A 20,474-nucleotide genomic window follows, 5' to 3' on the forward strand; every position below is an offset into this window, starting at 1 on the left:
CACATGCGTTTTAAACTGTCCCTCATGCTTGCTGCGGCGCTGATTTCGGCGACCCCGGCGTCGGCGCAATATACGCTCAACGTCCGCGACGCCGATATTCGCGCCTTCATTCAGGATGCCGCGCGGATCACCGGGCGGACTTTCGTCATCGACGGCCGGGTCAACGGCAAGGTCTCGGTCGTCACCGACCGGCCGCTTTCGCGCAGCGAATATTTCGAGATCTTCCTTTCCACCCTGCGCTCCAACGGCCTCGTCGCGGTCCCCGGACCGAACGGCAGCTACCGCGTCCAGCCAATCGACGGCGCTGCGGCGCAGCCTGGCCGGATCGGCAGCGGCGGCGCAGCGCAGAATCAGTTCGTCACCGAAATCATCCGGCTGCGCCATATCGACGCCGTCGCGGCGGTCGAAACATTGCGCCCGCTGGTTAGCGCGCAGGGCTCGCTGACCGCGAACCGCAACGCCAACAGCCTCGTCGTCGCTGACTTCGCCGACAATATCCGCCGCATTCGCGCGCTGGCGTCGAGCATCGACCGCGACAGTTCGACCAGCCAGATCGTCACGCTGAAAAATGCCGGTGCGCGCGAAATCGCCGCTGCATTGCAAGCACTGGTCCCCGCGGCAGGCGAAGGCGCGAAGTCGCCGGTCGCGATCGTGCCGATCGACAGCAGCAATGCGATTGCGCTGCGCGGCGATCAGGCGCTGGTCGCGCGCTTCGTGTCGATGGCGCATGATCTCGATGCGAAGGCCGCGGGCGGCACCGAATTGCGCGTCTATTGGCTCGAGCATGCCAATGCCGAAACGCTGCTGCCGACGCTGCAACAGCTCATCGGCGGCGGCAGCGACCCCGCGCAAAAGGCGGGTCTGTCGCCTGCGACCACGTCATCCTCGTCCGGCGGGAACAGCACGCCGACGCCGGCGCCCGCGGCGACCACCGCGGTCTCGACCGGTGGCGGAGGCAGCGGCAGCATCTCGACCCGCGGCCCTGCGATCGTCACCCGCTACGAAGGCGCGAATGCGATCATCGTCGCTGCCAACAGCGAAGTACAGCGCATGCTCGGCGAATTGATCCGCCAGCTCGACAGCCGCCGCCAACAGGTGCTGGTCGAGGCGATCGTCGTCGAGATCGGTGACGATGCCGCGAAGCGGCTCGGGGTCCAGTTCCTCCTCGGCGGCAAGAACATTCCGTTCGTCGCGACGAGCTACAGCAATGCGTCGCCGAACATCCTGACCCTTGGCGGCGCCTATGCCGCGAACCAGCTGTCGCAGCAGACGACGACCGTCAACGGCACCACCACGGTGACGCAGACCAACAGCTCGCTTGGTAACAGCCTGCAGGAAGCGGCGGCGGCGTCGCTGCTCGCGGCGACCGGCGGCTTTGCCGGTTTTGCCGGGGACATCGGCAAGAACACGATTTTCGGCGCGATCATCAATGCGGTGAAGTCGGACACGACGTCGAACCTGCTCGCGACCCCGCACATCGTCACCCTCGACAATCAGGCGGCGAAATTCCTCGTCGGACAGGATGTTCCGATCACGACCGGCGAAAAACTGGGCGACAATTTCGAAAACGCCTTCCGCACCGTTCAGCGCGAAGAGGTCGGGATCAAGCTGGAAGTGACCCCGCAGGTCAATGGTGCGGGCGAAGTGAAGATGTTCCTCCGTCAGGAAGTGTCGAGCGTCGCCGGCCCGGTCTCGTCGCGCAACAGTGACCTTATTTTGAACAAGCGCTCGTTCGAAACGGTGCTGACCGTCGACGATGGCGAAATCCTCGCGATCGGCGGGCTGCTCAACGATGACGAGCGCAAGACGATCGAGCGCATCCCGCTGCTCAGCGATATTCCGCTGCTCGGCGAATTGTTCAAATCGCGCAGCCGCACCCGGTCGAAAACCAACCTCATGGTCTTCATCCGCCCGACGATCCTGCGCAACCGCGAGGATAATGCCGCGCTCACCGCGCGCCGCTACGGCTATATCCGCGACTTCCAGCTGCGCCGGAACCCCGACGAAGAACCCGCGATCGATACGCTGGTGCGCGACTATCTGGGCGCGGTGCCGCCGGTGCCGACAGCCGAGACCGCCGCCGACATCACCGTTGGCCCGGTTGACCTGCCCGCGCTGCGCGGTCCCGAGGGCAGCGTCACGACGACCGACGTCCCGCCGTCGATTTCGAAAGCGCCCGCGCCGCCGGCCGGAGACTATCCGTGACCGACATCGAACCGGCGGTGCCTGCTTCGGCGCCTCCCCCGGCGCCGGTCGATATCCCTTATGGCTTTGCGCGGGCGCATGGCGTCGTGATCGCGCAGGGCGAAGGCGGCGCATGGCTCGCAACCTTGCGCGACGGCGCCGACCCGGCGGTTTTGATCGAGGTGAAGCGCTATCTTGCGCAGCCGCTGCGCGTTGCAACCGCCAGTGTCGCCGATTTCGATCGGCTGCTCTCCGACCATTATGCCGTCGACAGTTCGGCGGCCGCGATGGCGGGGTCGCTCGACGGCAGTGATATCGACTTCAGTCTGCCGAGCGCCGAAGATCTGCTCGACAGCGCCGACGACGCCCCCGCGATCCGCCTGATCAACGCGATCATCGCCGAAGCGGTGCGACAGGGTGTCAGCGACATTCACATCGAGCCCTATGAAAGCGGCCTCGTCGTGCGGATGCGCACCGACGGGGTGCTGCGCGAGCATCTGCGCATGCCGCCGCACGTCGCGCCCGTCGTCGTCAGCCGCATCAAGGTGATGGCCCGTCTCGACATCGCCGAGCGCCGGGTGCCGCAGGACGGTCGCATCGGGCTGACCCTCGCGGGCAAGGCGGTCGACGTCCGCGTCTCGACGCTCCCCAGCCGTGCCGGCGAACGCGTCGTGATGCGTATTCTTGACAAGGATGCCGCAGGGATCGACTTCGACGTCCTCGGCCTGTCGGGGGCTGCCGACCAGATTTTGCGCGAGGCGCTCGCCGAACCCAATGGCATCATCCTCGTCACCGGGCCGACGGGTTCGGGCAAGACGACGTCGCTCTATGCCGCGCTCAAGCAGTTGAACGATGGCCAGCGTAACATCCTGACCGTCGAGGATCCGGTCGAATATGCCGTCGACGGCGTCGGCCAGACGCAGGTGAACAGCAAGGTCGGGCTCGACTTTGCCGCGGGTCTCCGCGCGATCCTGCGTCAGGACCCCGACGTCGTGATGGTCGGCGAAATTCGCGATCGCGAGACCGCCGACATTGCGGTGCAAGCGTCGCTGACCGGCCACCTCGTTCTCTCGACGGTGCACACCAATGATGCGGTGGGTGCTATAACGCGTCTTAAGGATTTGAAAGTAGAACCTTTTCTTCTGGCTTCTACCTTGCGCGCCGTCATTGCGCAGCGTCTTGTACGCAAACTTTGCGACAATTGCCGCGAACCCGTCCAGGCGGACAACAGCATCGCTGCGATCCTCGGGCTCGACATCGGTACCGTGATTTGGCGCCCGAAGGGCTGCGATCATTGCAACGGCACCGGCTACAAAGGCCGCATCGGCGTGTTCGAGGCGATCAAGGTCGACGAAACCGTGCGCCGCTACATCTATAACGGCGGCGACGAAGCGATGATCGCGCGCCACGCCTTCCTGAAGTCGCCAACGCTCGCCTCGGCGGCGCGGACGATGGTCGCCAAGGGGCTGACCACCGCCGAGGAGGCGATCCGTGTCGCGCGGCGCGAGGAAATCGATGCCTGATTATCGCTATGTGGCGATCGATCCCCAAGGGCGCGAGCGTAAGGGGCGACTGACGGCCGCGAACGACGATGCCGCGCGCGCCGACCTGATGCGGCGGAAGTTCCATATCGTTGCGGTCGAAGCTGCGGGCGCGAAACCCGCAAGCCGTTCGCTGCTCGCCTTCCGCCGGAACAAATTGGGCAGCAAGGAGCTGGCGCTCTTCACCCGCCAACTCGCAACGCTCGCCGAAGTCGCGCCGCTCGAAGAAGCGCTGCGCACATTGACCCGCCAGAGCGAGGCCGAAAGCGCTCGCGCCGTGGTTGGCGACGTCCACGCCGGCCTGCTCGAGGGGCGTCGCCTTGCCGACGCTATGGCGCGTCAGCCGGACAGCTTTCCGCCGCTCTATCGCGCGATGGTCGCGGCGGGCGAGACGACGGGCAGCCTGACGACGATTCTTGCACGTCTCGCGGATCTTCTCGAACGCCAGGCCGAGGTTCGCGGCAAGCTGATTGCTGCGCTCGCTTATCCGATTGTTCTCGCGGTGGTTGCGGTTGGCGTCGTTGCGGCGCTGATGATCTTCGTTGTCCCGCGCGTCGTTGAGCAGTTCACCGACGTCGGCCAGCAATTGCCCTTCCTGACCCGCGCGGTGATCGCGATCTCAAGCTTCGCCGCCAACTGGTGGTGGCTGATCGCGTTGTTGTTTGCTGCCGCAAGTTTCGGCTGGGTGAGCGCGATGCGCCGTCCGGCGTTCAAGGCGCGCGTCGATGCGCGCCTGCTGCGTCTGCCATTGCTCGGCCGTCTGCTGCGCGATCTCTACGCCGCGCGCTTCGCGCGGACGCTGTCGACGATGGTGTCGAGCCGCCTGCCGCTCGTTGATGGTCTGCGTCTCACCCTCCCGACGATCCGCAATGCCTCGCTCGCGGGCGCCACCGCCGCGATCGTCGATCAGGTGCGTGCCGGCGGCAGCCTGTCGGCGGCGCTCCGCGATGCCGGGGTCTTCCCGCCCTTGCTCGTCTATATGACCGCCAGTGGCGAAAGCGCTGGTCGGCTCGAGCAGATGCTCGAGCGCGCCGCCGATTATCTCGAGCGCGAATTCGACCGTTTCACGGCGGCGTCGATGGCGCTACTCGAGCCTGTCATAATTGTCGTTATGGGGTCGTGCGTTGCCCTTATCATCCTCGCCATCCTGCTGCCGATCCTTCAGTTGCAGAACCTTGCAGGTCTATAGCCCATGTCCTTGATGAAGCTTTTCCTTCGCCTGATGCTCGATCCGACCCGTCCGCCCGTCAAACGGCAGCGCAAGCGCGACGAACGCGGCTTTACGCTGACCGAGCTGATGGTCGTCATCTTCATCATCGGGCTGCTCGCGACAGTGGTGATGATCAACGTCCTGCCCAGTCAGGACAAGGCGATGGTGACCAAGGCGAAGGCCGATATCGCGACGCTGGAGACCGCGCTCGAACAATATCGGCTCGATAATCTGGCCTATCCGGCCTCGACCGACGGGCTGAACGCGCTCATCACAGCCCCGCCGGCGCTGGCGCAGCCCGAACGCTATCGCCGCGGTGGCTATATCAAGAAACTGCCCGCCGATCCGTGGGGCCGCCCCTATAATTACCAGACGCCCGGCCCGAACGGCGCCGCCTTCGACGTCTGGTCGCTGGGCGCCGACGGGGCACCGGGCGGGACCGACGACAATGCCGATATTCGCGGAGACAGTTGAGGGGCGAAGCGACCGTCGCAAGACAGAGACCAGCGGCTTTACGCTGGTCGAACTGATGGTTGTGCTCGCGATCCTCGGACTTGCCGCGACCGCGGTGGTGCTGACCATTCCCGGTGAAGAACGCAGCGTGCGCAGCGAGGCCGACCGCCTCGCCGCGCGGCTTGCCGGCGCGCGCGATGTCGCGGTGATCGAGGGGCGCAGCGTGTCGGTCAACTTCGCACCCTCGGGCTATGGTTTTGAACGGCGGATTGCAGGCGAATGGCAGCCACTGCCCGGACGCGCCTTTGCACAGCGCAATTGGCCTGCCGATATCCGTTTTGCTGCAGGCGACGGACAGGGCGCGGCGCGCATATTGTTCGACCGCGTCGGCACCAGTCCGACGCCGCAGACTGTCGTCCTGTCGGGCGGTGACGCGCGCGAGGTCGTGCGCGTTTCTGCGACGGGGGAGGTCAGCCGTGGGCGGTGATCGCGAAAGCGGCTTCACCCTGCTTGAAATGCTGGTGGCGCTCAGCATCATCAGCATCGCGGCGCTGACGCTGGTGCGGCTCGACGCCTATGCGGTGCGCACCGCGGGCGACCTCGACGAAAGTACGATGGCGGGCATTGTCGCGCAGAACCGCGCGGTCGAGTTGTGGACCGACCCCGCGCCGCCGACGATCGGCAACAGTGCATCCTTGGTCGCCAACGCCGGCCGCAACTGGCGTATCGAACAGCGGGTCAAGCGGACTGCCGACGACAGCCTGCTGCATATCGACCTGATCGTTCGGCCCGAGGCCGGGCGCGGGCAGGCGGTGCTGACGATCATCAGGCCGTCGCGATGAAAGTGGAACGGCCTTGCGTCGGCGAGCGCGGCTTCACCCTCGTCGAAATGCTCATTTCGCTGTCGCTCTTCGCCGCGATCGCTGCGATGGGCGTTGGCTTGCTGCGCAGCAGCGTCGATACGCAGGATGCGGTGCAGGGACGGCTGAAGACCATGGGCGGGGTCAACCGGTTGCGCGCGGTGATGGCGAATGATCTCGCGCAAGCGGTCCAGCGCTCGACGCGGGGCAGCGCGGGAGAGAGCGTTCCCGCCTTCATCGGATCGGAAAGCGGTTTCGCTTTCGTCCATGGCGGCGCGGGTGCGCTTGATGGCGGGCCGCGCCCGGCGGTCGAACGTGTTGGCTATGCCCGCGTCGGCACGGAATGGCGCCGCGCCGTCCAGCCGATGCTCGACGGCACAGCCATGGGGGAGGGCGACCGGCTGGTCGGCGACGTGAGCGCGGTGGCCGTGCGCTACCGCGATGAAAAGGGCGCGTGGGGAAGTGTCTGGACGTCGGAGCCCGGGGACCGCCTGCCGCGCGCAGTCGAAGTGCGGCTGACCCGCGAAGGCCGCGCGCCGCTGCTCCTGCTTTTCCTGACCGCGCCGTCGTCGCCCCCGCCGCCTGCCCCGGTGCCTGCACCATGACTTCCAGCACACAGGGTGAACGCGGCGCGGCGCTGCTCAGCGTGCTGCTGCTCGTCGCGGTGATGGCGGTGATCGCCGCGACCGCGCTCGACCGGCTGACGCTTGCGACGCGGATTGCGGGCAGCGCGGCGGCGGTCGATCAGGGGCGGGCATACAGCTTTGCCGCCGAAGAAATTGCGCTGCGCCGCGTCGGCGATCTGGTCGGGCGCGACCCCGCCAAGCTGACGCTCGCGGGCGACTGGCTGGCGCGCGATTTTATCCTGCCGCTGCCCGGTGGCGAGGGAAAGGCGCGGCTTGCAGATGCGAACAACTGCTTCAATCTCAACAGTCTGGTTGCCGAAACCGCGCCGGGGCGGCTCAGTCAGCGGTCGGGTGCGATGCGCCAGTTCGGCGCGCTGATGACCTTGCTCGGGATCGATCCGGGCGAGGCGCAGGCGATCGCCGGGGCGACCGCCGACTGGATCGACAGCGACAGCAACGACGGCCCGCTGGGCGCCGAGGACGGCGTCTATCGGTCGATGCCGAATTCCTATCTGCCCGCCAACCGCAAGATGGCCGACATCAGCGAGTTGCGCGCGGTGCGCGGCGTCAGCCCAAAAATCTATGCACGGCTGAAGCCTTGGATTTGCGTGCTGCCGGTTGCCGAACCGGTGCGGCTTAACGTTAACACGCTCGCGCCCGAACAGGCGCCGCTGGTTGCGATGCTGATGCCGGATCAAATCACCATTGCCGATGCGCGGGCGGCGCTGGCGGCGCGGCCTGCGGACGGCTATGGCAGCAGCGAACGATTCTGGAAGGCGCGCGCGCTCGAACGGCTTGCGCCGGGCGAGGCCGGCGAGCAGGCCGGGGTGACGAGCCGCTGGCTGACACTGACGACGAATGTGACGATGGGGGACGGGTTTTTGACGGCAGTTTCGCTCATCGATGCCAATGGCGGCGCACCGAGCGCCGGGCAGGCATCGCCCGTCATCGTCCGCCGCGACTGGGGCGAGAGCGACTGATATGACGCGCACGCTGGTCCTTTGGCTGCCCCCTGTGGCGGCGCTCGCCGGTAAAGATGTTCCGCAGTCCGCGTGGCTTTGCATCGACGACGGTGTGGTCATCGATTCGGGTCAGGACGACGGCTGGGTCGATGCCTGGGAAAAGCCGGAGGACAACGGCGCCGGCGCCCGGCTGGTCGCGCTCGCGCCCGTCGCCGATGCGCCGCTCTGCTGGCATCAATATCCCGACGCTGCGCCCGCGCAGGCCGCCGCCGCGGCGCGCATCGACACGCTGAAGGCGAGCCTTGGCGACGCGTCGGCGCTGCACGTCGTCGCCGGCCAGCCCGCCGAAGCGGGGCAGGCGGTACCGGTCGCGGTGACGACCCACGCCGCGATGACCGCTTGGACGGAATGGCTCAACGCGCGGGACCTCTCCCCGGCGGCGATCATCCCGGCGGGCGCCGCGGTGCCGCCGCCCGAACCCGACCATTTGTGGTTGGCCGAACTCGGCGGCGAACAGATTATTCGCACCGCGGACCGCGCCTATGCCTCCGACCCCGAACTCGACCCATTGATTGCGTGCGGCCATGATATCGCGCCGCTGGACGCCGACCGGATGCGCGACGCGCTGGTCCTGACGCTCGCCGCGCCGCCGCTCGATCTGCTCAGCGGGGGATGGAAGCCGAAGCGTAGCTGGTCGGTCGATCCGGCGATGCTGCGGCTGGTGAAGTTTCTGGCGATCGCGCTGCTTGTTGTCAGCCTCCTCATCCCGATCATCCATGCCGTGCGGCTCGCCGCCGACACCAGCCGCGCCGACAGTGCAGTGATCGACATAGCGGCGAAGGCGGGGATCAAGTCGTCCGACGCAGCGGCGGCAGAGAGTGAACTCGACCGCCGCCTCGCCGCGGCGGGGGGTGGACCGCTCGCTTTCTCGGTGCCCGCATCGGCGCTCTATGATGCGATGGCCGATACGCCGGGGGTGACGCTGAAGACGCTGTCGCACCGCACCGACGGGACGCTGTCGACGACGCTGGCGGCGCCGCGCGTCGAGGATATCAACCAGGTCCTGCTCGCGCTGCAGGCGCGCGGCTATCGCATTACGGCGCAGCCAATGGCGGGCACCGATGGCCAGCAAATGGCCAATGTCACGATCCGGGCGGTGCCATGACCGAGAAATTGCAAAATTGGTGGATTGCCCTGTCGCTGCGCGAGCGCTGGCTGGTCGGCATAGCCGGGGTGCTCGCGCTCGGCGTTATTATCTGGGGCCTCGGGCGTCCGGCCTATGCCGCTTTCACCGACCTCGAGGCACAGCATCGCGCGGCGATCGAACGCGAAGGCCGGGTGACGGCGAAGGCGCAATTGCTGGCACAACGGCCCGCGAAATCACTCGCGGCGGCGCTCGATGCGGTCGCGATCGATCAATATCTGACGCAATCGGCTGGCGAAATCGGGCTGACCCTCGACCGCAACGAAGCACGGGGCTCGGGTCAGGCGACGATTGCTATCGCCACGGCAAAGGCACCGGTGCTGACCGACTGGCTCGCCTCACTGGAAGCGCAGGGTTTTGTCGTCGATCAGCTGACGATCACCCCCGCCGCCGACGGCACCGTCGGCATGACCGCCGAACTCAGGAAAGGCGGACAATGATGCCGCGTCGTCGCTGGATTATTGCGGCGCTGTTGCTTGCGCTGCTGCTCATTGTCGCAACCTTCCCGATGCGGCTCGCGCTGGGCCTTTCGGGAGCAGCGGATGCTGGCATAACCGCGCGTGAAGTGCACGGGTCGGTGTGGTCGGGGCAGCTTGTCGAGGCGCGGCTCGGGGCGCTTCCGCTCGGCACCGTCCGCGCCAGCCTGTCGCCGCTTGCGCTGCTGACGGGACGGGTCGAAATGGCCTTTGTGCGCGCCGATGATCGGCTTGGCGCGCTGGCGGGGCGCCTGCACGGCAGCAATCCGCGCGGGGTGTCCGACGTCAATGGCGTCACCTCGATGTCGGGCGGGCTTGGCATGATCCCGGTCGATACGATCCGTTTCGAAGGCGCCACGGTGCAGTTCGATGACGCCGGGAAATGCGCGGTGGCCAGCGGGCGGCTCCAGCTGTCGGTTACGGCACCGATCGCCGGGCTTGACCTGTCGCGCGGCCTGTCGGGGCCGCTGACGTGTGTGAATGGCCGCGCGCAGGCGGCGCTCGCCAGCCAGTCGGGGATGGAGCGGCTGACGCTGTGGTTCGACGGCAGCGGCACTTGGCGCGCGCAATTCGCTATCAATGTCGACCGCGATCCGGCGATGGCGGCGGCGCTCGCTGTGCTCGGTTTCAAGGCGGGATCGGGCGGGTTCGTGCTGGCGACCTCGGGCCGTTTCTAACATGCCGGCCCTCGACGCCTTGCCCTATGGCTTGGGCGTCGGTTTTGCCGCGCTGATCGGGCTGATCCTCGGTAGTTTCATTGCAACATTGGTGCTGTGTTGGCCTGCCGGGCGCTCGGTGCTCGGGCGTTCGCATTGCGACGCGTGCAAGCGGTCTCTGGCGCCATGGGATCTGGTGCCGCTGCTCTCGGCGCTTTTATCGCGGGGCCGCTGCCGACGGTGCGGCGCGCGGATCGATCCGTTTCACAGCCGGGTCGAGATCGGATCGGCGCTAATCGGCGCGCTGGCGCTTGCCGTCATGCCCGGCGTGCCGGGCTGGCTCTGGGCGTTGTTCGGCTGGCTGTTGCTGCCGCTCGCGTTGCTCGATGCACGTCATTTCTGGCTTCCCGACCGGTTGAGTGCGCTGCTCGCGGCCACCGGCCTGTTGCTCGCGGGGCCGCTGATGGAGACGGCGCTCACCGATCGCTGGATTGGCGCCGTCGCGGGCGGGGGCGCGCTGGCGCTGGTCGCCTGGGCCTATCGCCGTGCGCGCGGCGCAGACGGTATGGGCGGCGGCGATCCCAAGCTGGTCGCAGCAATCGGCGCGTGGCTGGGTTGGCAGGCGCTGCCGCTGATGCTGTTGCTCGCCAGCCTCGGGGGGATCGTCTGGGCGCTCGCCACACAAGAAAAAGGGGACCAGCCGCTGGTTCAGCGGCGGATCCCCTTTGGTCTCTTTGCCGGCACCGCCGCCTTTGCAGCGGTGCCAGTCTGGCTGCTGATCAGCGGCCGATAATGACGGTCACCGCGCGGCGGTTCTTTGCATAGGCTTCTTCGGTCGAACCGAGTTCGGCCGGGCGTTCCTTGCCATAGCTGATGACCTGAATGCGGTTCGGATCGATGCCGATCGACGAGAGATAGTTTTTCGCGGCGTTGGCGCGGCGTTCGCCTAGCGCGATGTTGTAGTCGCGCGTGCCGCGTTCGTCGGCATGGCCTTCGAGCGTGACGCGGACCGCGGGGTTGCGTTGCAGCCATTGGGCCTGGCTCTGCAGCGTCGCCTGATCTTCGGCATCGACATTATACTGGTCGAAACCGAAGAATACGCGGTCCGAAGACACGTTGGCGACGAAATCTTCCTGCGATCCCGGCACGACCCCCGTGCCGGTTCCGGTGCCGGTATCGCTTCCCGTACCCTCGGGAGCCGGCGGCAGCACTTCGGGCGCCTTTTTTGCGCAGGCGCCAACAGCAAGCATGGTGATCGCCGCGATCATCGCGGTGGTTTTGCGTATCGTCATGTTTTCTGTCCTCTTGTTGTTGCGATCGTTGTAAAGGGTGACCGCGATGAACTCATGTTGAACGCGACTCTTCAATCCCGCAGATTTCCTTTGGTTCCTCTGATTTTCTGCACGTTATGGCAGCACCGGGCCCCAGCTTGGATCCGACCCGTCCTGCGGGGTCGGCAGGCGGCGAAGGTTCACGCCGGTCAGGTCGACCTGCCACAGGCTGGACTTGCCCTCGCGGCCCGGCGAGGTGCGGAAGAATTGCAGCACGCGACCGTTCGGCGACCATGTTGGCGCTTCATCCTGCCAGCTGTTGGTCAGCATGCGCACGCCGCCGCCCGACGGGGTCATCACCCCGATACGAAACTCGCCGCCGCCGAGGCGAGTGAAGGCGATCAAATCGCCGCGCGGCGACCATTCGGGGGTCGCATAGCGCCCGCCGCCAAAGCTGATCCGTTGCTGGTTCGACCCGTCGATGTTCATCGTATAGACTTGCTGGCTGCCCGACCGGTCGCTTTCGAACACGATCTTCTTGCCATCGGGCGAGAAGCTGCCGCCGACGTTGATCCCGGGGGTGCTCGTCAGCCGCACGGGCGTTCCGCCATTCGCCGAGATGCGATAGATGTCGGTGTTGCCGCCGACCGCCATCGAATAGAGGATCTGCGACCCATCGGGCGACCAGCGCGGCGCGAAGGTCGTGTTGCCGCTTTCGGTCACCAGCTTCTGCGACCCGCTGGCGACGTCGTAAATGAACACGCGAACGCGGTTGTTCAAATAGCTGACATAGACGATCTTCTTGTAATCGGGCGAGAAGCGCGGGCTGATTGCCAGCGCCTGACCGTTGGTGACGAAGCGGTGATTGCCGCCGTCGCTGTCCATGATCGCGAGCCGCTTGATGCGGTTCCCCTTGGGCCCGCTCTCGGCGATATAGGCGACGCGGCTGTCGAAGAAGGGCGCTTCGCCCGACAGCCGCGAATAAATGGCGTCGGCGCATTTGTGCGCAGCGCGGCGCCAGTCGCCGGGCTGGATTTCAAAACCCTGGCGCACCAGTTCGGTGCCGAGGTCGGTGTCGTAAAGATAGCAGCCGACGACGAGCCCGCCGGTTCCGCTCGCCTGAACGAAGCCATGGACGACATTTTCGGCGTTGCGCGCTTTCCAGTCGGCAAATTGCGGCGCGCGCACTTCGGCCATGCTGATCGCGCGGACGCTGCCGGGGCCGAGCGGCGCGTACAACCCGCTGCGCTCGAGATCTGCGGCGATGACTTCGGCGATCTGGCGGCCGAGGCTATCGGTGCGCAGCCCGGCGACGGTCGTTACCGCCGGGGTTGCGAGCGCGGGAACGGCGATGACGGTGCGATCCTGCGACAGTGTGCCCTCGATCGTTTCGCGCGGCTCGGTTGGCGTGACTGCGGGTGGCACGGCGGTCTGGGCGAACACCGGAGCGGTGGTCAGCAACAGGGCGAAGGAAAGGCTGGTGCGGAGGATCATCTCACTTACCTCTTGATGAAATCGAGCGTGTAATTCTGCCAGAAGCTGTAATTTTCTTCGGGCAGGTCGAAGGGCGCGGCGAGTTCGACCGCGCGTTTGGCGCATTCCTGATGGCGCTGGACCAGGTTCTTGTTGCTGTCATTCTCACCGGTGGTCGTGACGCTGGTGAAACCGGCCAACGCGCCCGATTGGGTCAGGCGGAACTTCACCACGGTCTTGAGCTGGTCGGCATCGAAGCCGCTGACCTGACATCGGTTCCAGCGCGACGCCACGGCGGCCTTGATGCTGACGTCGATCGAGCGGCGAACCTCGGCCGCCGTCGCGGCCGCCGGGGCCCCCTTTTTGGGCGGAACCTTGGGGGCGTCTTTCGCCAGACCATCGACCAGACCATCAAGCCTGCCGGTGGGCCGCGTCGGTGTCTTCTTCGCCGGAGGTGCTTTCGGTGCCGCCTTGGGCTGCGCCTTTTGCGCAGCAGGTGGAGTCTTCTTGGGAGTCACTACCGGACGCGCGACCTGCTTGGGCGTCGGTGCTGGCATTGGCCGCACCACCGGTTCGGGCTCGGGCGGCGCGGGCATCGGTTCGGGCGCCGCGATGTCGACGGCTTCCTCTTCTCCCAGCCGCGCGGCGGGCGGGGTATCGCTGATCACCGGTGCGGTCGAAGTCGGCGCGGTTTCGGCGATCAGGTCGACCTCCATCGGCGGATTGTCGAAGCGGCGGTCGCCCGCGGTCCATTGCACCGAAAGCAGGCCGACAATGACGATATGCGCCGCCACCGCGATGGCGATGCCGCGTCCTTCATTTCCCCCCGCTGCCCGTGTTTCGGTCATCATTCTTGCCTATTGTCCGCTATCTGAACCCGCAGTGACCGCCGGTTCAGCGGCCGCCGGTGCGGTCTCGGACCCGGTCGTCACCAGCGCGATCCGCGACAGGCCTGCGCGGTTGAGCTCGCCCATCACGCGCATCACGCGACCATAGTCGAGGCCCTTGTCGGCGCGCAGCATGATCTGGCGCGGCTTGTCCCCTTCCTTCGCCTCGCGCGCGATCGCGTCGAGCCGCGCGGGCAAATCGGCCTCGGACACCACCTCTTCGCCAATGTACAGCGTGTCGTCGGCGTTGATCGACAACTGTACGGGCTCCTGCTCTTCGGTCTCGACGGGCTTTGCGCGGCTTTCGGGCAGGTCGATCGGCACCGCCGAAGCAAGCAAGGGCGCGGTGATCATGAAGATGATCAACAGCACCAGCATCACGTCGACCAGCGGGGTGACGTTGATTTCGGACATCGGCGCGCGATGTCGCCCGCGGCCACGCCGCGCGCTGGCGCCGCCGGAAGGGCCCGACATCGCCATCAGGCTTCGACCTCGAGTTCGCGGCTGAAGGTTGCGTGCAGCCCGTCGGCGAAGCGGCCCAGCCGCGATTCGAGCCGGTTCAGGCGCTGCGAAAAGCTGTTGTACGCGATGACGGCAGGGATGGCTGCGAACAGGCCGATCGCGGTCGCGAACAGCGCCTCGGCGATCCCCGGCGCGACGACGGCAAGGCTGCTGTTATTTTCCGCCGCGATCGCGGTGAAGCTGCGCATGATGCCCCACACGGTGCCGAACAGTCCGACGAAGGGTGCAACCGACCCGATGGTTGCGAGCGTCCCGATCTTTTCGGCGAGCCGGTCGACTTCGCCCGCGATCGCACTGTTCATCGCAATGCCCAGCCGTTCGCGGGTGCCGTCGCGATCGACCGTCTTGCCCACCGTCGACCGGCGCCATTCGCTGATGCCTGCGCCGAGGATCTTCGCGCTCGGCAATTCCTCGCGGCCATTTTCTTCGAAAAATTTGTCGATATTGCCTGCGCGCCAGAAATCGCGCTCGAAGCGTTCGGACGCGCTCATCATTTTGCTGACGCCGCGGCCATGGCCGATGATCACGGTCCAGACATAGATGGAGGCGCCGAGAAGCCCGATCATCACCGCTTTCACGATGATGTCGGCTTGCAGGAACAGCGCCACGGGCGACAGCGTCGCCGCATCGGCGGCCAGCGAGATATTGTCTAGCAAGGGAAAATCTCTCCATTCATGATGGCGGTAAATCGGTCGGCCCAGCCCGCGGGCTGGCGGCGCGGCCGGCCTTCGGGTGACAGGAATGCGGCGGTAACACGTCCGTCTGTAAGCGTTTGGTCGCTTAACGTGTCATGACCGCGAAGGATGCGCTGCGCGATAATCACGCTCGCACCGCGCACCGCCTCCACCGTGCTGACGACGAGCAGGTCGTCGTCGAGCTTCGCGGGACTACGATATTTGATGGCGAGATCGGTGACCGCCCAGGCGCCTTCGCCGCCCTCCATCGCCGCGCGCTGGTCGATCCCGGCGAGGCGCAGCATGTCGGATCGTGCGCGTTCCATATAACGCAGATAATTCGCGTGATAGACGATCCCCGACAGGTCGGTGTCTTCAAAATAGACCCGCGCCTGGTAATGATGCGCGGCCCCGACGAAGGCGCCGGGGACGAAGGGGGGAGGAACGTCGACCATTGTTCTGACCGATAGCCGGTGGGGGACTCGCCGCAAACCCCTGATCAACGATTCGTCGCACCTTCGTGCCGTTTGGCGGAAGAAAACCGCGCAATTGCGCGCTACTTGCCCTGATCGAACAATCCGTCCTGCGATCCGGCGGGCGGATTGAGCCCCAGATGTTTCCATGCGCTGGCGTTGAGCATGCGCCCGCGTGCGGTGCGCGCGATCAGCCCGACCTGCAGCAAATAGGGTTCGATGACGTCTTCAACCGTGTCGCGGGGTTCGGACAAGCCCGCCGCGAGCGTTTCGACCCCGACCGGCCCGCCGCGATAAATATCGGCGATCATGGTGAGGTAACGGCGGTCCATCGCATCGAGCCCGAGCGCGTCGACCTCCAGCCGGTTGAGCGCGGAGTCGGCGGCCTTGCGGTCGACGATCGCGTGCCCGGCTACGGTGGCAAAATCGCGCACACGGCGGAGCAGTCGCCCTGCGATGCGCGGCGTTCCGCGCGCGCGCCTTGCAATCTCCAGTGCCCCATCGGGTGCGATCGGCAGCGACAGCAGTTTCGCCGCGCGGGTGATCACCTGCTGCAGCTCGGCATGCGTATAAAAATTGAGCCGTACCGGAATTCCGAAGCGGTCGCGTAGCGGGGTCGTCAGCAACCCCTGCCGCGTCGTCGCGCCAACGAGGGTGAATTTGGGCAGATCGATTCGCACCGATCGCGCCGAGGGCCCTTCGCCAATCATGATGTCGAGCGCGCGATCCTCCATCGCGGGATAGAGGATTTCCTCGACCGCAGGTGACAGCCGGTGGATCTCGTCGATGAACAGCACATCGCCGTCCTCGAGATTGGTGAGCAGCGCGGCAAGATCGCCCGCCTTGGCGATCACCGGGCCCGAGGTCGAACGGAAGCCGACGCCAAGCTCGCGCGCGACGATCTGAGCCAGCGTCGTCTTGCCGAGCCCCGGCGGGCCAAAAAACAGCACATGGTCGAGCGCGTCGCCGCGCGCCTTCGCAGCCTCGACAAAAATGCGGAGGTTTTCGCGCGCCGCCGCCTGCCCGACGAATTCGGCCAGCGTCTTGGGACGCAGCGCTGCGTCGGCATCTTCGGGCGTGCGGATCGGGGTGGTGAGGCCGACGGGTTCAGTCATGATGTTCTATTGCATCGCCAGTAATCGAAACCCAAGGCTCTTGCCGCTCCTCATAGACAGAATAGTCGGGCACAAAGCCGTGGCCCGGCTCGAAATTGCCGAGCGGCACCGCATAGGCCTCATGATAGGGTCTCGCCCTGTACCAGACACCCGAACCGCAGGTGCCGCAGAAGAAAAAATCGGCGATGTTGCCGCTGTCGCCGGTGTATTGCCACATCTTCGGCTCGCCCTCGGTGCGGATTTGCTCGGCGGGGAAGCGAACCTGCGCGGCAAAGGCGCTACCGCTCCGCGCCTTGCACTCGCGGCAATGGCAGACCGACACGCGGATGGGCTCGCCGGTGCAGGCGATGCGGAGCTGGCCGCAACGGCAGGATGCGTGGCGGACCCGGTCGATCACTTCGCCGCTTTCTTCAGCGCCACCCGAACCAGCGCGTCGAGGCTCGCGTCGGCGCCCAGTTCCTCGCTCGCGGCCGCAACGGCGGCGCTCGCCTCACCGGGCTTGAAGCCAAGGCCGGTGAGGGCGGTGACGGCGTCGCCGAGCGGGCCGGGGGCGGAGGACAGGGTTCCACCTCCGCCACCCGATATCCCGCCGAGCGCGCCTGCCTTGTCCTTCAGTTCATGCGTAATCCGCTGTGCGAGCTTCGGCCCGACGCCGTTCGCGCGCGCGATCATCGCACTGTCGCCGCTCGCGAGGGCGCGCTGGAGGTCGCTGATTTCCAGTGCGGAGAGGATCGCGAGCGCGACCTTCGTACCGACGCCTTGGACGTGGGTGAGCAGGCGGAACCAGTCGCGTTCCTCGGCCTTGGCAAAGCCGAGCAGGCGCAGGAAATCCTCGCCGACCAGCATTTCGGTGTGGATGGTCACATCGCCGCCCGTCGGGCCCAAGGCGTCGAGGGTGCGGGCCGAGGCTTCGACCAGATAACCGACACCGCCAACATCGATCACCGCATGGCCTGCGGCGCTGCTGTCCAACCGTCCGGTGAGTTTTGCGATCATGCGCTTTGCCTAGCGCGAGGAGAACGAAAAGGGAATCAATTTCCCTTCCTCGTCAGATATACCCCCGCTTCGTCACGCCGGATCAAGTCCGGGGCGACGAAATATTATAGCGCGGTCGATGGTTCGCGTGGCAGATCGCGACCGCCAGCGCATCGGCAGCATCGGCCCCCACGACCTTCGCGCCGGGTAGCAGCACGCGCAGCATCGCCTGCACCTGCTCCTTCGCCGCGCCGCCGGTGCCGACGATCGCTTTCTTGACGAGGCGCGGCGCATATTCGCCGACAGGCAATCCGGCGCGCGCGCAGCCGAGCAGGACCACGCCGCGCGCGTGTGCGAGCTTCAGCGTCGATTGCGGATTGTCGTTGACGAAGATTTCCTCGACCGCGGCGCACTCCGGGCCATGATCGGCGATCACCGCCGCGAGCACCGTGTCGAGATGCGCGAGCCGGTCGGGCAGGGGCGCCTTGGTGTCGGTTTTTACCTGCCCGTTGGCGACATGGCTGATCCGGCTGCCCTCGACGCGGATGATGCCCCAGCCGGTGCAAGTGAGCGAGGGATCGAGGCCAAGGATAATCATCAGAAAAGCCCCTCCTGCTTGCCGGAGGGGTTTGGGGTGGGCAAGTGGCGTTGCCCCTGAAGGGCCCACCCCCGGCCCCTCCCGCTAGCGGGAGGGGAGGTAGGCATCAGCCCAATTTCTCCATCACTGCGTCGGGGATTTCATAATTACCCCACACGGTCTGGACGTCATCGTCGTCGTCGAGCGTGTCGATCAGCTTGAACAAGGTTTGCGCCATCGACTGGTCCGTGATTTCACTCTTCAGCGTCGGGCGCCATGCGAGCTTCACGCCCTCGGCTTCGCCGAGCTTGCCCTCGAGCGCTTTCGCGACTTCGTGCAGGCCGTCGACGTTGGTCCAGATTTCATGACCATCTTCGGACGATTCAACATCGTTGGCGCCCGCGTCGAGCGCGGCTTCGAAAACCGTGTCGGCATCACCCGCTTTGGCGGGGTAGCTGATCAGGCCGAGCCGGTCGAAACCGTGGCTGACGCTGCCCGAGGTGCCGAGGTTGCCGCCATTTTTGCTGAACGCGGTGCGGACGTTTGTCGCGGTGCGATTGCGGTTGTCGGTCAGGGCTTCGACAATCAGCGAAACGCCACCGGGGCCATAGCCTTCGTACCGGATTTCTTCGTAATTATCGCCCTCGCCGCCCGATGCCTTGTCGATCGCGCGCTGGATATTGTCCTTGGGCACCGACTGCGCCTTGGCGGCGTTGATCGCTGCACGGAGACGGGCATTCGCGTCGGGATCGGGCAGGCCCATTTTCGCTGCGACGGTGATTTCCCGCGAAAGCTTGGAAAACAGCGAGCTGCGCTTTTTGTCTTGCGCACCCTTGCGGTGCATGATGTTCTTGAATTTACTATGGCCGGCCACGGCTGGCTCCTTTGACGAATAGCGGACAAGATTTATCGCGGCTCCTAGCTTGGTGCGCGGAAGGTGGCAACCACGGCGCCGATGCGGCATGCTAACCAAAATCAGGAGGCGAGCGATGGGCGATTATATTCTGTTGATGCACGACGATACGGTCGCGCAGGAAAGCGACTCCGCGTGGCAGGCCTATATCGGCCAGCTGCAAGCCAGTGGGGCGTTCGGCGGCGGGAGCGCGATAGGGGCGGGAATCTGCCTCCGAAAAAACGGCGACCCGGCACAGGCATCCGACCATCTGACCGGATACATCCGCGTCGAGGCCGCATCGGTGGACGAAGCGCGGCGTCTGGTGATCGGGAACCCGGTGTTCGAATGCGGTGGTACGGTCGAGATTCGCGCGCTGCCCGTCGACTAGCGTCCGGGCCCGGCTGCGAAGGTCAAACGACGACCGCCGTCCCGCTGGCCGAGACCATCAGCATCGACCCGTTCTGGCCGAGTACTTCATAGTCGAGGTCGACGCCGACCACCGCATTGCCGCCCAGCCGCGCCGCTTCGGCTTCCATCTCGGCGATGGCTTCCTTGCGCGCGCGGGCCAGGACATCTTCATATTTGCCCGACCGCCCGCCGACGATATCGGTGATGCTGGCGAACAAATCGCGGAAAAGATTGGCGCCGACGATTACTTCGCCGGTGACGATGCCCAGATATTCGCGGACCGGACGGCCCTCGAGCGTGTTGGTGGTGGTACTGAACATCGTCTCTCTCCCTGATTGGATGACGGGGGTCAGTCGATCCCGAGTGCGCTTTTATACACGTCGAGGATCGCTTCCATTTCCTTGCGGTCGTGCGGCGGCAATTTGCGCAGGCGAACGATCTGACGCATGATCTTCGGATCGTAACCCTGCGATTTCGACTCATTATAGGTGTCGCGAATATCGTCGGCGATGCCCTTTTTCTCTTCTTCCAGCCGCTCGATGCGTTCGATGAAAAGACGCAGTTGCTGGTCGGACACGGTGGCTTCGCTCATTTTTAACTCCGCTAAGTCTGGATGGGGTGGCGCGAGAATCGCCTCGGCGTCGCAGTAGCGAGGTCAGGGATTCTTGGCCATGCTTTCTTCCATCCGCGCGAGCTGTTCGGGTGTCGCAGGAGTGTGATGGAGGGTTTTCCATGCTGCTGTAGGCATGCCGTGGACGATCGCGCGGCCGGCTTCCTTGTCCATGTCGCCCGCTTCGGCGATCCAGTCACCGAGGCAGTTGCGGCAAAATCCGGCGAGCCCCATCAGGTCGATGTTCGCGGCGTCGCTGCGATGCCGGAGCAGGCGGACGAGGCGGCGAAAGGCCGCAGCCGCGACCGCATCGTCCAAAGTGTCGAGCGCGTCGTTTGGTGCGGTCTGGTCGTCGCTGCAGGACATTGGGATTCTCCGTTCGTCGGTTCGGGTGGATGAATAGCTATACGGCGGTTGCGCTG

The 20,474-nt window shown here is 65.8% G+C and carries 27 protein-coding genes; 13 read left to right on the forward strand and 14 right to left on the reverse strand.

The window, feature by feature from the left end:
* Positions 1-3 precede the first annotated feature (3 nt).
* From gspD to AC1RRJ_RS09345, 12 genes are read left to right on the forward strand one after another with little or no spacing between them, the layout of a single operon-like run.
* Positions 4-2,205 (forward strand): type II secretion system secretin GspD, encoded by a 2,202-nt coding sequence (gspD, locus tag AC1RRJ_RS09290; protein ID WP_493121871.1) that lies wholly within the window; start codon positions 4-6, stop codon positions 2,203-2,205.
* Complete coding sequence (locus AC1RRJ_RS09295) at positions 2,202-3,707, forward strand: GspE/PulE family protein (protein WP_493121873.1); 1,506 nt, start codon at positions 2,202-2,204, stop codon at positions 3,705-3,707. Before gspD ends, AC1RRJ_RS09295 begins: the two co-directional genes overlap by 4 nt.
* Positions 3,700-4,914 (forward strand): type II secretion system inner membrane protein GspF, encoded by a 1,215-nt coding sequence (gene gspF / locus AC1RRJ_RS09300; protein WP_493121875.1) that lies wholly within the window; start codon positions 3,700-3,702, stop codon positions 4,912-4,914. The genes AC1RRJ_RS09295 and gspF overlap by 8 nt, the downstream gene beginning before the upstream one ends.
* A gap of 12 nt (positions 4,915-4,926) precedes the next feature.
* The gene (gspG, locus tag AC1RRJ_RS09305) at positions 4,927-5,409 is read left to right on the forward strand and encodes a type II secretion system major pseudopilin GspG (protein ID WP_493121877.1); all 483 of its coding nucleotides are present in this window, start codon (positions 4,927-4,929) and stop codon (positions 5,407-5,409) included.
* Positions 5,384-5,875, forward strand: coding sequence for a GspH/FimT family pseudopilin (locus tag AC1RRJ_RS09310; protein ID WP_493121879.1), 492 nt, complete (start codon positions 5,384-5,386; stop codon positions 5,873-5,875). Before gspG ends, AC1RRJ_RS09310 begins: the two co-directional genes overlap by 26 nt.
* A complete protein-coding gene (gene gspI, locus AC1RRJ_RS09315; protein WP_493121882.1) occupies positions 5,865-6,230 on the forward strand; it encodes a type II secretion system minor pseudopilin GspI in 366 nt (121 codons plus the stop codon). Before AC1RRJ_RS09310 ends, gspI begins: the two co-directional genes overlap by 11 nt.
* Complete coding sequence (gene gspJ / locus AC1RRJ_RS09320) at positions 6,227-6,853, forward strand: type II secretion system minor pseudopilin GspJ (RefSeq protein ID WP_493121884.1); 627 nt, start codon at positions 6,227-6,229, stop codon at positions 6,851-6,853. The genes gspI and gspJ overlap by 4 nt, the downstream gene beginning before the upstream one ends.
* Positions 6,850-7,854 carry a type II secretion system minor pseudopilin GspK gene (gspK, locus tag AC1RRJ_RS09325; protein ID WP_493121885.1) on the forward strand — a complete coding sequence of 335 codons (1,005 nt, stop codon included), beginning with the start codon at positions 6,850-6,852 and terminating at the stop codon, positions 7,852-7,854. Before gspJ ends, gspK begins: the two co-directional genes overlap by 4 nt.
* Position 7,855: 1 nt before the next feature.
* Positions 7,856-9,001 (forward strand): type II secretion system protein GspL, encoded by a 1,146-nt coding sequence (gene gspL / locus AC1RRJ_RS09330; RefSeq protein ID WP_493121888.1) that lies wholly within the window; start codon positions 7,856-7,858, stop codon positions 8,999-9,001.
* Positions 8,998-9,480, forward strand: a complete 483-nt coding sequence (locus tag AC1RRJ_RS09335; RefSeq protein WP_493121890.1) for a type II secretion system protein M — start codon at positions 8,998-9,000, stop codon at positions 9,478-9,480. Before gspL ends, AC1RRJ_RS09335 begins: the two co-directional genes overlap by 4 nt.
* Complete coding sequence (locus AC1RRJ_RS09340) at positions 9,477-10,193, forward strand: type II secretion system protein N (protein WP_493121892.1); 717 nt, start codon at positions 9,477-9,479, stop codon at positions 10,191-10,193. The genes AC1RRJ_RS09335 and AC1RRJ_RS09340 overlap by 4 nt, the downstream gene beginning before the upstream one ends.
* Before the next feature lies 1 nt (position 10,194).
* Complete coding sequence (locus tag AC1RRJ_RS09345) at positions 10,195-10,965, forward strand: prepilin peptidase (protein ID WP_493121894.1); 771 nt, start codon at positions 10,195-10,197, stop codon at positions 10,963-10,965.
* Here AC1RRJ_RS09345 and pal read toward each other — a convergent pair.
* The 11 genes from pal to AC1RRJ_RS09400 form a co-directional block, all read right to left on the reverse strand.
* On the reverse strand, positions 10,952-11,464 hold the full coding sequence (pal, locus tag AC1RRJ_RS09350; protein ID WP_493121896.1) for a peptidoglycan-associated lipoprotein Pal: 513 nt from the start codon (positions 11,462-11,464) through the stop codon (positions 10,952-10,954). The genes AC1RRJ_RS09345 and pal overlap by 14 nt on opposite strands.
* A gap of 114 nt (positions 11,465-11,578) precedes the next feature.
* Complete coding sequence (gene tolB / locus AC1RRJ_RS09355; RefSeq protein WP_493121898.1) at positions 11,579-12,937, reverse strand: Tol-Pal system beta propeller repeat protein TolB; 1,359 nt, start codon at positions 12,935-12,937, stop codon at positions 11,579-11,581.
* A 5-nt stretch (positions 12,938-12,942) separates the two neighbouring features.
* The gene (locus tag AC1RRJ_RS09360; RefSeq protein WP_493121900.1) at positions 12,943-13,767 is read right to left on the reverse strand and encodes a hypothetical protein; all 825 of its coding nucleotides are present in this window, start codon (positions 13,765-13,767) and stop codon (positions 12,943-12,945) included.
* A gap of 6 nt (positions 13,768-13,773) precedes the next feature.
* Positions 13,774-14,283, reverse strand: a complete 510-nt coding sequence (gene tolR, locus AC1RRJ_RS09365) for a protein TolR (RefSeq protein ID WP_493121903.1) — start codon at positions 14,281-14,283, stop codon at positions 13,774-13,776.
* A complete protein-coding gene (gene tolQ / locus AC1RRJ_RS09370; RefSeq protein WP_493121905.1) occupies positions 14,283-14,981 on the reverse strand; it encodes a protein TolQ in 699 nt (232 codons plus the stop codon). The genes tolR and tolQ overlap by 1 nt, the downstream gene beginning before the upstream one ends.
* The gene (locus AC1RRJ_RS09375; RefSeq protein ID WP_493121907.1) at positions 14,975-15,454 is read right to left on the reverse strand and encodes a YbgC/FadM family acyl-CoA thioesterase; all 480 of its coding nucleotides are present in this window, start codon (positions 15,452-15,454) and stop codon (positions 14,975-14,977) included. The genes tolQ and AC1RRJ_RS09375 overlap by 7 nt, the downstream gene beginning before the upstream one ends.
* Before the next feature lie 101 nt (positions 15,455-15,555).
* The gene (gene ruvB, locus AC1RRJ_RS09380; RefSeq protein ID WP_493121909.1) at positions 15,556-16,587 is read right to left on the reverse strand and encodes a Holliday junction branch migration DNA helicase RuvB; all 1,032 of its coding nucleotides are present in this window, start codon (positions 16,585-16,587) and stop codon (positions 15,556-15,558) included.
* A complete protein-coding gene (locus AC1RRJ_RS09385; RefSeq protein WP_493121912.1) occupies positions 16,580-16,984 on the reverse strand; it encodes a GFA family protein in 405 nt (134 codons plus the stop codon). Before AC1RRJ_RS09385 ends, ruvB begins: the two co-directional genes overlap by 8 nt.
* Entirely contained in the window at positions 16,981-17,583 is a 603-nt protein-coding gene (ruvA, locus tag AC1RRJ_RS09390; RefSeq protein ID WP_493121914.1) for a Holliday junction branch migration protein RuvA, read from the reverse strand. The genes AC1RRJ_RS09385 and ruvA overlap by 4 nt, the downstream gene beginning before the upstream one ends.
* A gap of 82 nt (positions 17,584-17,665) precedes the next feature.
* Positions 17,666-18,160, reverse strand: a complete 495-nt coding sequence (gene ruvC, locus AC1RRJ_RS09395; RefSeq protein ID WP_493121916.1) for a crossover junction endodeoxyribonuclease RuvC — start codon at positions 18,158-18,160, stop codon at positions 17,666-17,668.
* A gap of 106 nt (positions 18,161-18,266) precedes the next feature.
* On the reverse strand, positions 18,267-19,013 hold the full coding sequence (locus tag AC1RRJ_RS09400; RefSeq protein WP_493121918.1) for a YebC/PmpR family DNA-binding transcriptional regulator: 747 nt from the start codon (positions 19,011-19,013) through the stop codon (positions 18,267-18,269).
* A gap of 115 nt (positions 19,014-19,128) precedes the next feature.
* Here AC1RRJ_RS09400 and AC1RRJ_RS09405 point away from each other — a divergent pair, with 115 nt between their 5' ends.
* Positions 19,129-19,422, forward strand: a complete 294-nt coding sequence (locus tag AC1RRJ_RS09405; RefSeq protein WP_493121920.1) for a YciI family protein — start codon at positions 19,129-19,131, stop codon at positions 19,420-19,422.
* A 22-nt stretch (positions 19,423-19,444) separates the two neighbouring features.
* Here AC1RRJ_RS09405 and AC1RRJ_RS09410 read toward each other — a convergent pair whose 3' ends face one another.
* The 3 genes from AC1RRJ_RS09410 to AC1RRJ_RS09420 all read right to left on the reverse strand — a co-directional run bounded on the left by AC1RRJ_RS09410 (position 19,445) and on the right by AC1RRJ_RS09420 (position 20,418).
* Entirely contained in the window at positions 19,445-19,762 is a 318-nt protein-coding gene (locus AC1RRJ_RS09410; protein ID WP_493121922.1) for a heavy metal-binding domain-containing protein, read from the reverse strand.
* 29 nt (positions 19,763-19,791) lie between these two features.
* Positions 19,792-20,034, reverse strand: a complete 243-nt coding sequence (locus tag AC1RRJ_RS09415; RefSeq protein ID WP_088474124.1) for a DUF2312 domain-containing protein — start codon at positions 20,032-20,034, stop codon at positions 19,792-19,794.
* A 63-nt stretch (positions 20,035-20,097) separates the two neighbouring features.
* The gene (locus tag AC1RRJ_RS09420) at positions 20,098-20,418 is read right to left on the reverse strand and encodes a DUF1244 domain-containing protein (protein WP_493121925.1); all 321 of its coding nucleotides are present in this window, start codon (positions 20,416-20,418) and stop codon (positions 20,098-20,100) included.
* Positions 20,419-20,474: the final 56 nt, after the last annotated feature.

This window comes from Sphingopyxis sp. GW821-FHT12C06 (assembly GCF_058807415.1).

Excerpts from the sequence above, each read along its gene's own strand:
- AC1RRJ_RS09420 (WP_493121925.1), bottom strand. The coding sequence starts at position 20,418 with ATGTCCTGCAGCGACGACCAGACCGCACCAAACGACGCGCTCGACACT.
- gspL (WP_493121888.1), top strand. The coding sequence starts at position 7,856 with ATGACGCGCACGCTGGTCCTTTGGCTGCCCCCTGTGGCGGCGCTCGCC.
- gspG (WP_493121877.1), top strand. The coding sequence starts at position 4,927 with ATGAAGCTTTTCCTTCGCCTGATGCTCGATCCGACCCGTCCGCCCGTC.
- ruvB (WP_493121909.1), bottom strand. The coding sequence starts at position 16,587 with ATGACTGAACCCGTCGGCCTCACCACCCCGATCCGCACGCCCGAAGAT.
- pal (WP_493121896.1), bottom strand. The coding sequence starts at position 11,464 with ATGACGATACGCAAAACCACCGCGATGATCGCGGCGATCACCATGCTT.
- AC1RRJ_RS09310 (WP_493121879.1), top strand. The coding sequence starts at position 5,384 with ATGCCGATATTCGCGGAGACAGTTGAGGGGCGAAGCGACCGTCGCAAG.
- AC1RRJ_RS09375 (WP_493121907.1), bottom strand. The coding sequence starts at position 15,454 with ATGGTCGACGTTCCTCCCCCCTTCGTCCCCGGCGCCTTCGTCGGGGCC.
- gspF (WP_493121875.1), top strand. The coding sequence starts at position 3,700 with ATGCCTGATTATCGCTATGTGGCGATCGATCCCCAAGGGCGCGAGCGT.
- ruvC (WP_493121916.1), bottom strand. The coding sequence starts at position 18,160 with ATGATTATCCTTGGCCTCGATCCCTCGCTCACTTGCACCGGCTGGGGC.
- AC1RRJ_RS09340 (WP_493121892.1), top strand. The coding sequence starts at position 9,477 with ATGATGCCGCGTCGTCGCTGGATTATTGCGGCGCTGTTGCTTGCGCTG.
- gspD (WP_493121871.1), top strand. The coding sequence starts at position 4 with ATGCGTTTTAAACTGTCCCTCATGCTTGCTGCGGCGCTGATTTCGGCG.
- tolR (WP_493121903.1), bottom strand. The coding sequence starts at position 14,283 with ATGGCGATGTCGGGCCCTTCCGGCGGCGCCAGCGCGCGGCGTGGCCGC.
- tolB (WP_493121898.1), bottom strand. The coding sequence starts at position 12,937 with ATGATCCTCCGCACCAGCCTTTCCTTCGCCCTGTTGCTGACCACCGCT.
- ruvA (WP_493121914.1), bottom strand. The coding sequence starts at position 17,583 with ATGATCGCAAAACTCACCGGACGGTTGGACAGCAGCGCCGCAGGCCAT.
- AC1RRJ_RS09345 (WP_493121894.1), top strand. The coding sequence starts at position 10,195 with ATGCCGGCCCTCGACGCCTTGCCCTATGGCTTGGGCGTCGGTTTTGCC.
- gspK (WP_493121885.1), top strand. The coding sequence starts at position 6,850 with ATGACTTCCAGCACACAGGGTGAACGCGGCGCGGCGCTGCTCAGCGTG.
- AC1RRJ_RS09410 (WP_493121922.1), bottom strand. The coding sequence starts at position 19,762 with ATGTTCAGTACCACCACCAACACGCTCGAGGGCCGTCCGGTCCGCGAA.
- gspJ (WP_493121884.1), top strand. The coding sequence starts at position 6,227 with ATGAAAGTGGAACGGCCTTGCGTCGGCGAGCGCGGCTTCACCCTCGTC.
- AC1RRJ_RS09335 (WP_493121890.1), top strand. The coding sequence starts at position 8,998 with ATGACCGAGAAATTGCAAAATTGGTGGATTGCCCTGTCGCTGCGCGAG.
- AC1RRJ_RS09360 (WP_493121900.1), bottom strand. The coding sequence starts at position 13,767 with ATGATGACCGAAACACGGGCAGCGGGGGGAAATGAAGGACGCGGCATC.
- AC1RRJ_RS09405 (WP_493121920.1), top strand. The coding sequence starts at position 19,129 with ATGGGCGATTATATTCTGTTGATGCACGACGATACGGTCGCGCAGGAA.
- AC1RRJ_RS09415 (WP_088474124.1), bottom strand. The coding sequence starts at position 20,034 with ATGAGCGAAGCCACCGTGTCCGACCAGCAACTGCGTCTTTTCATCGAA.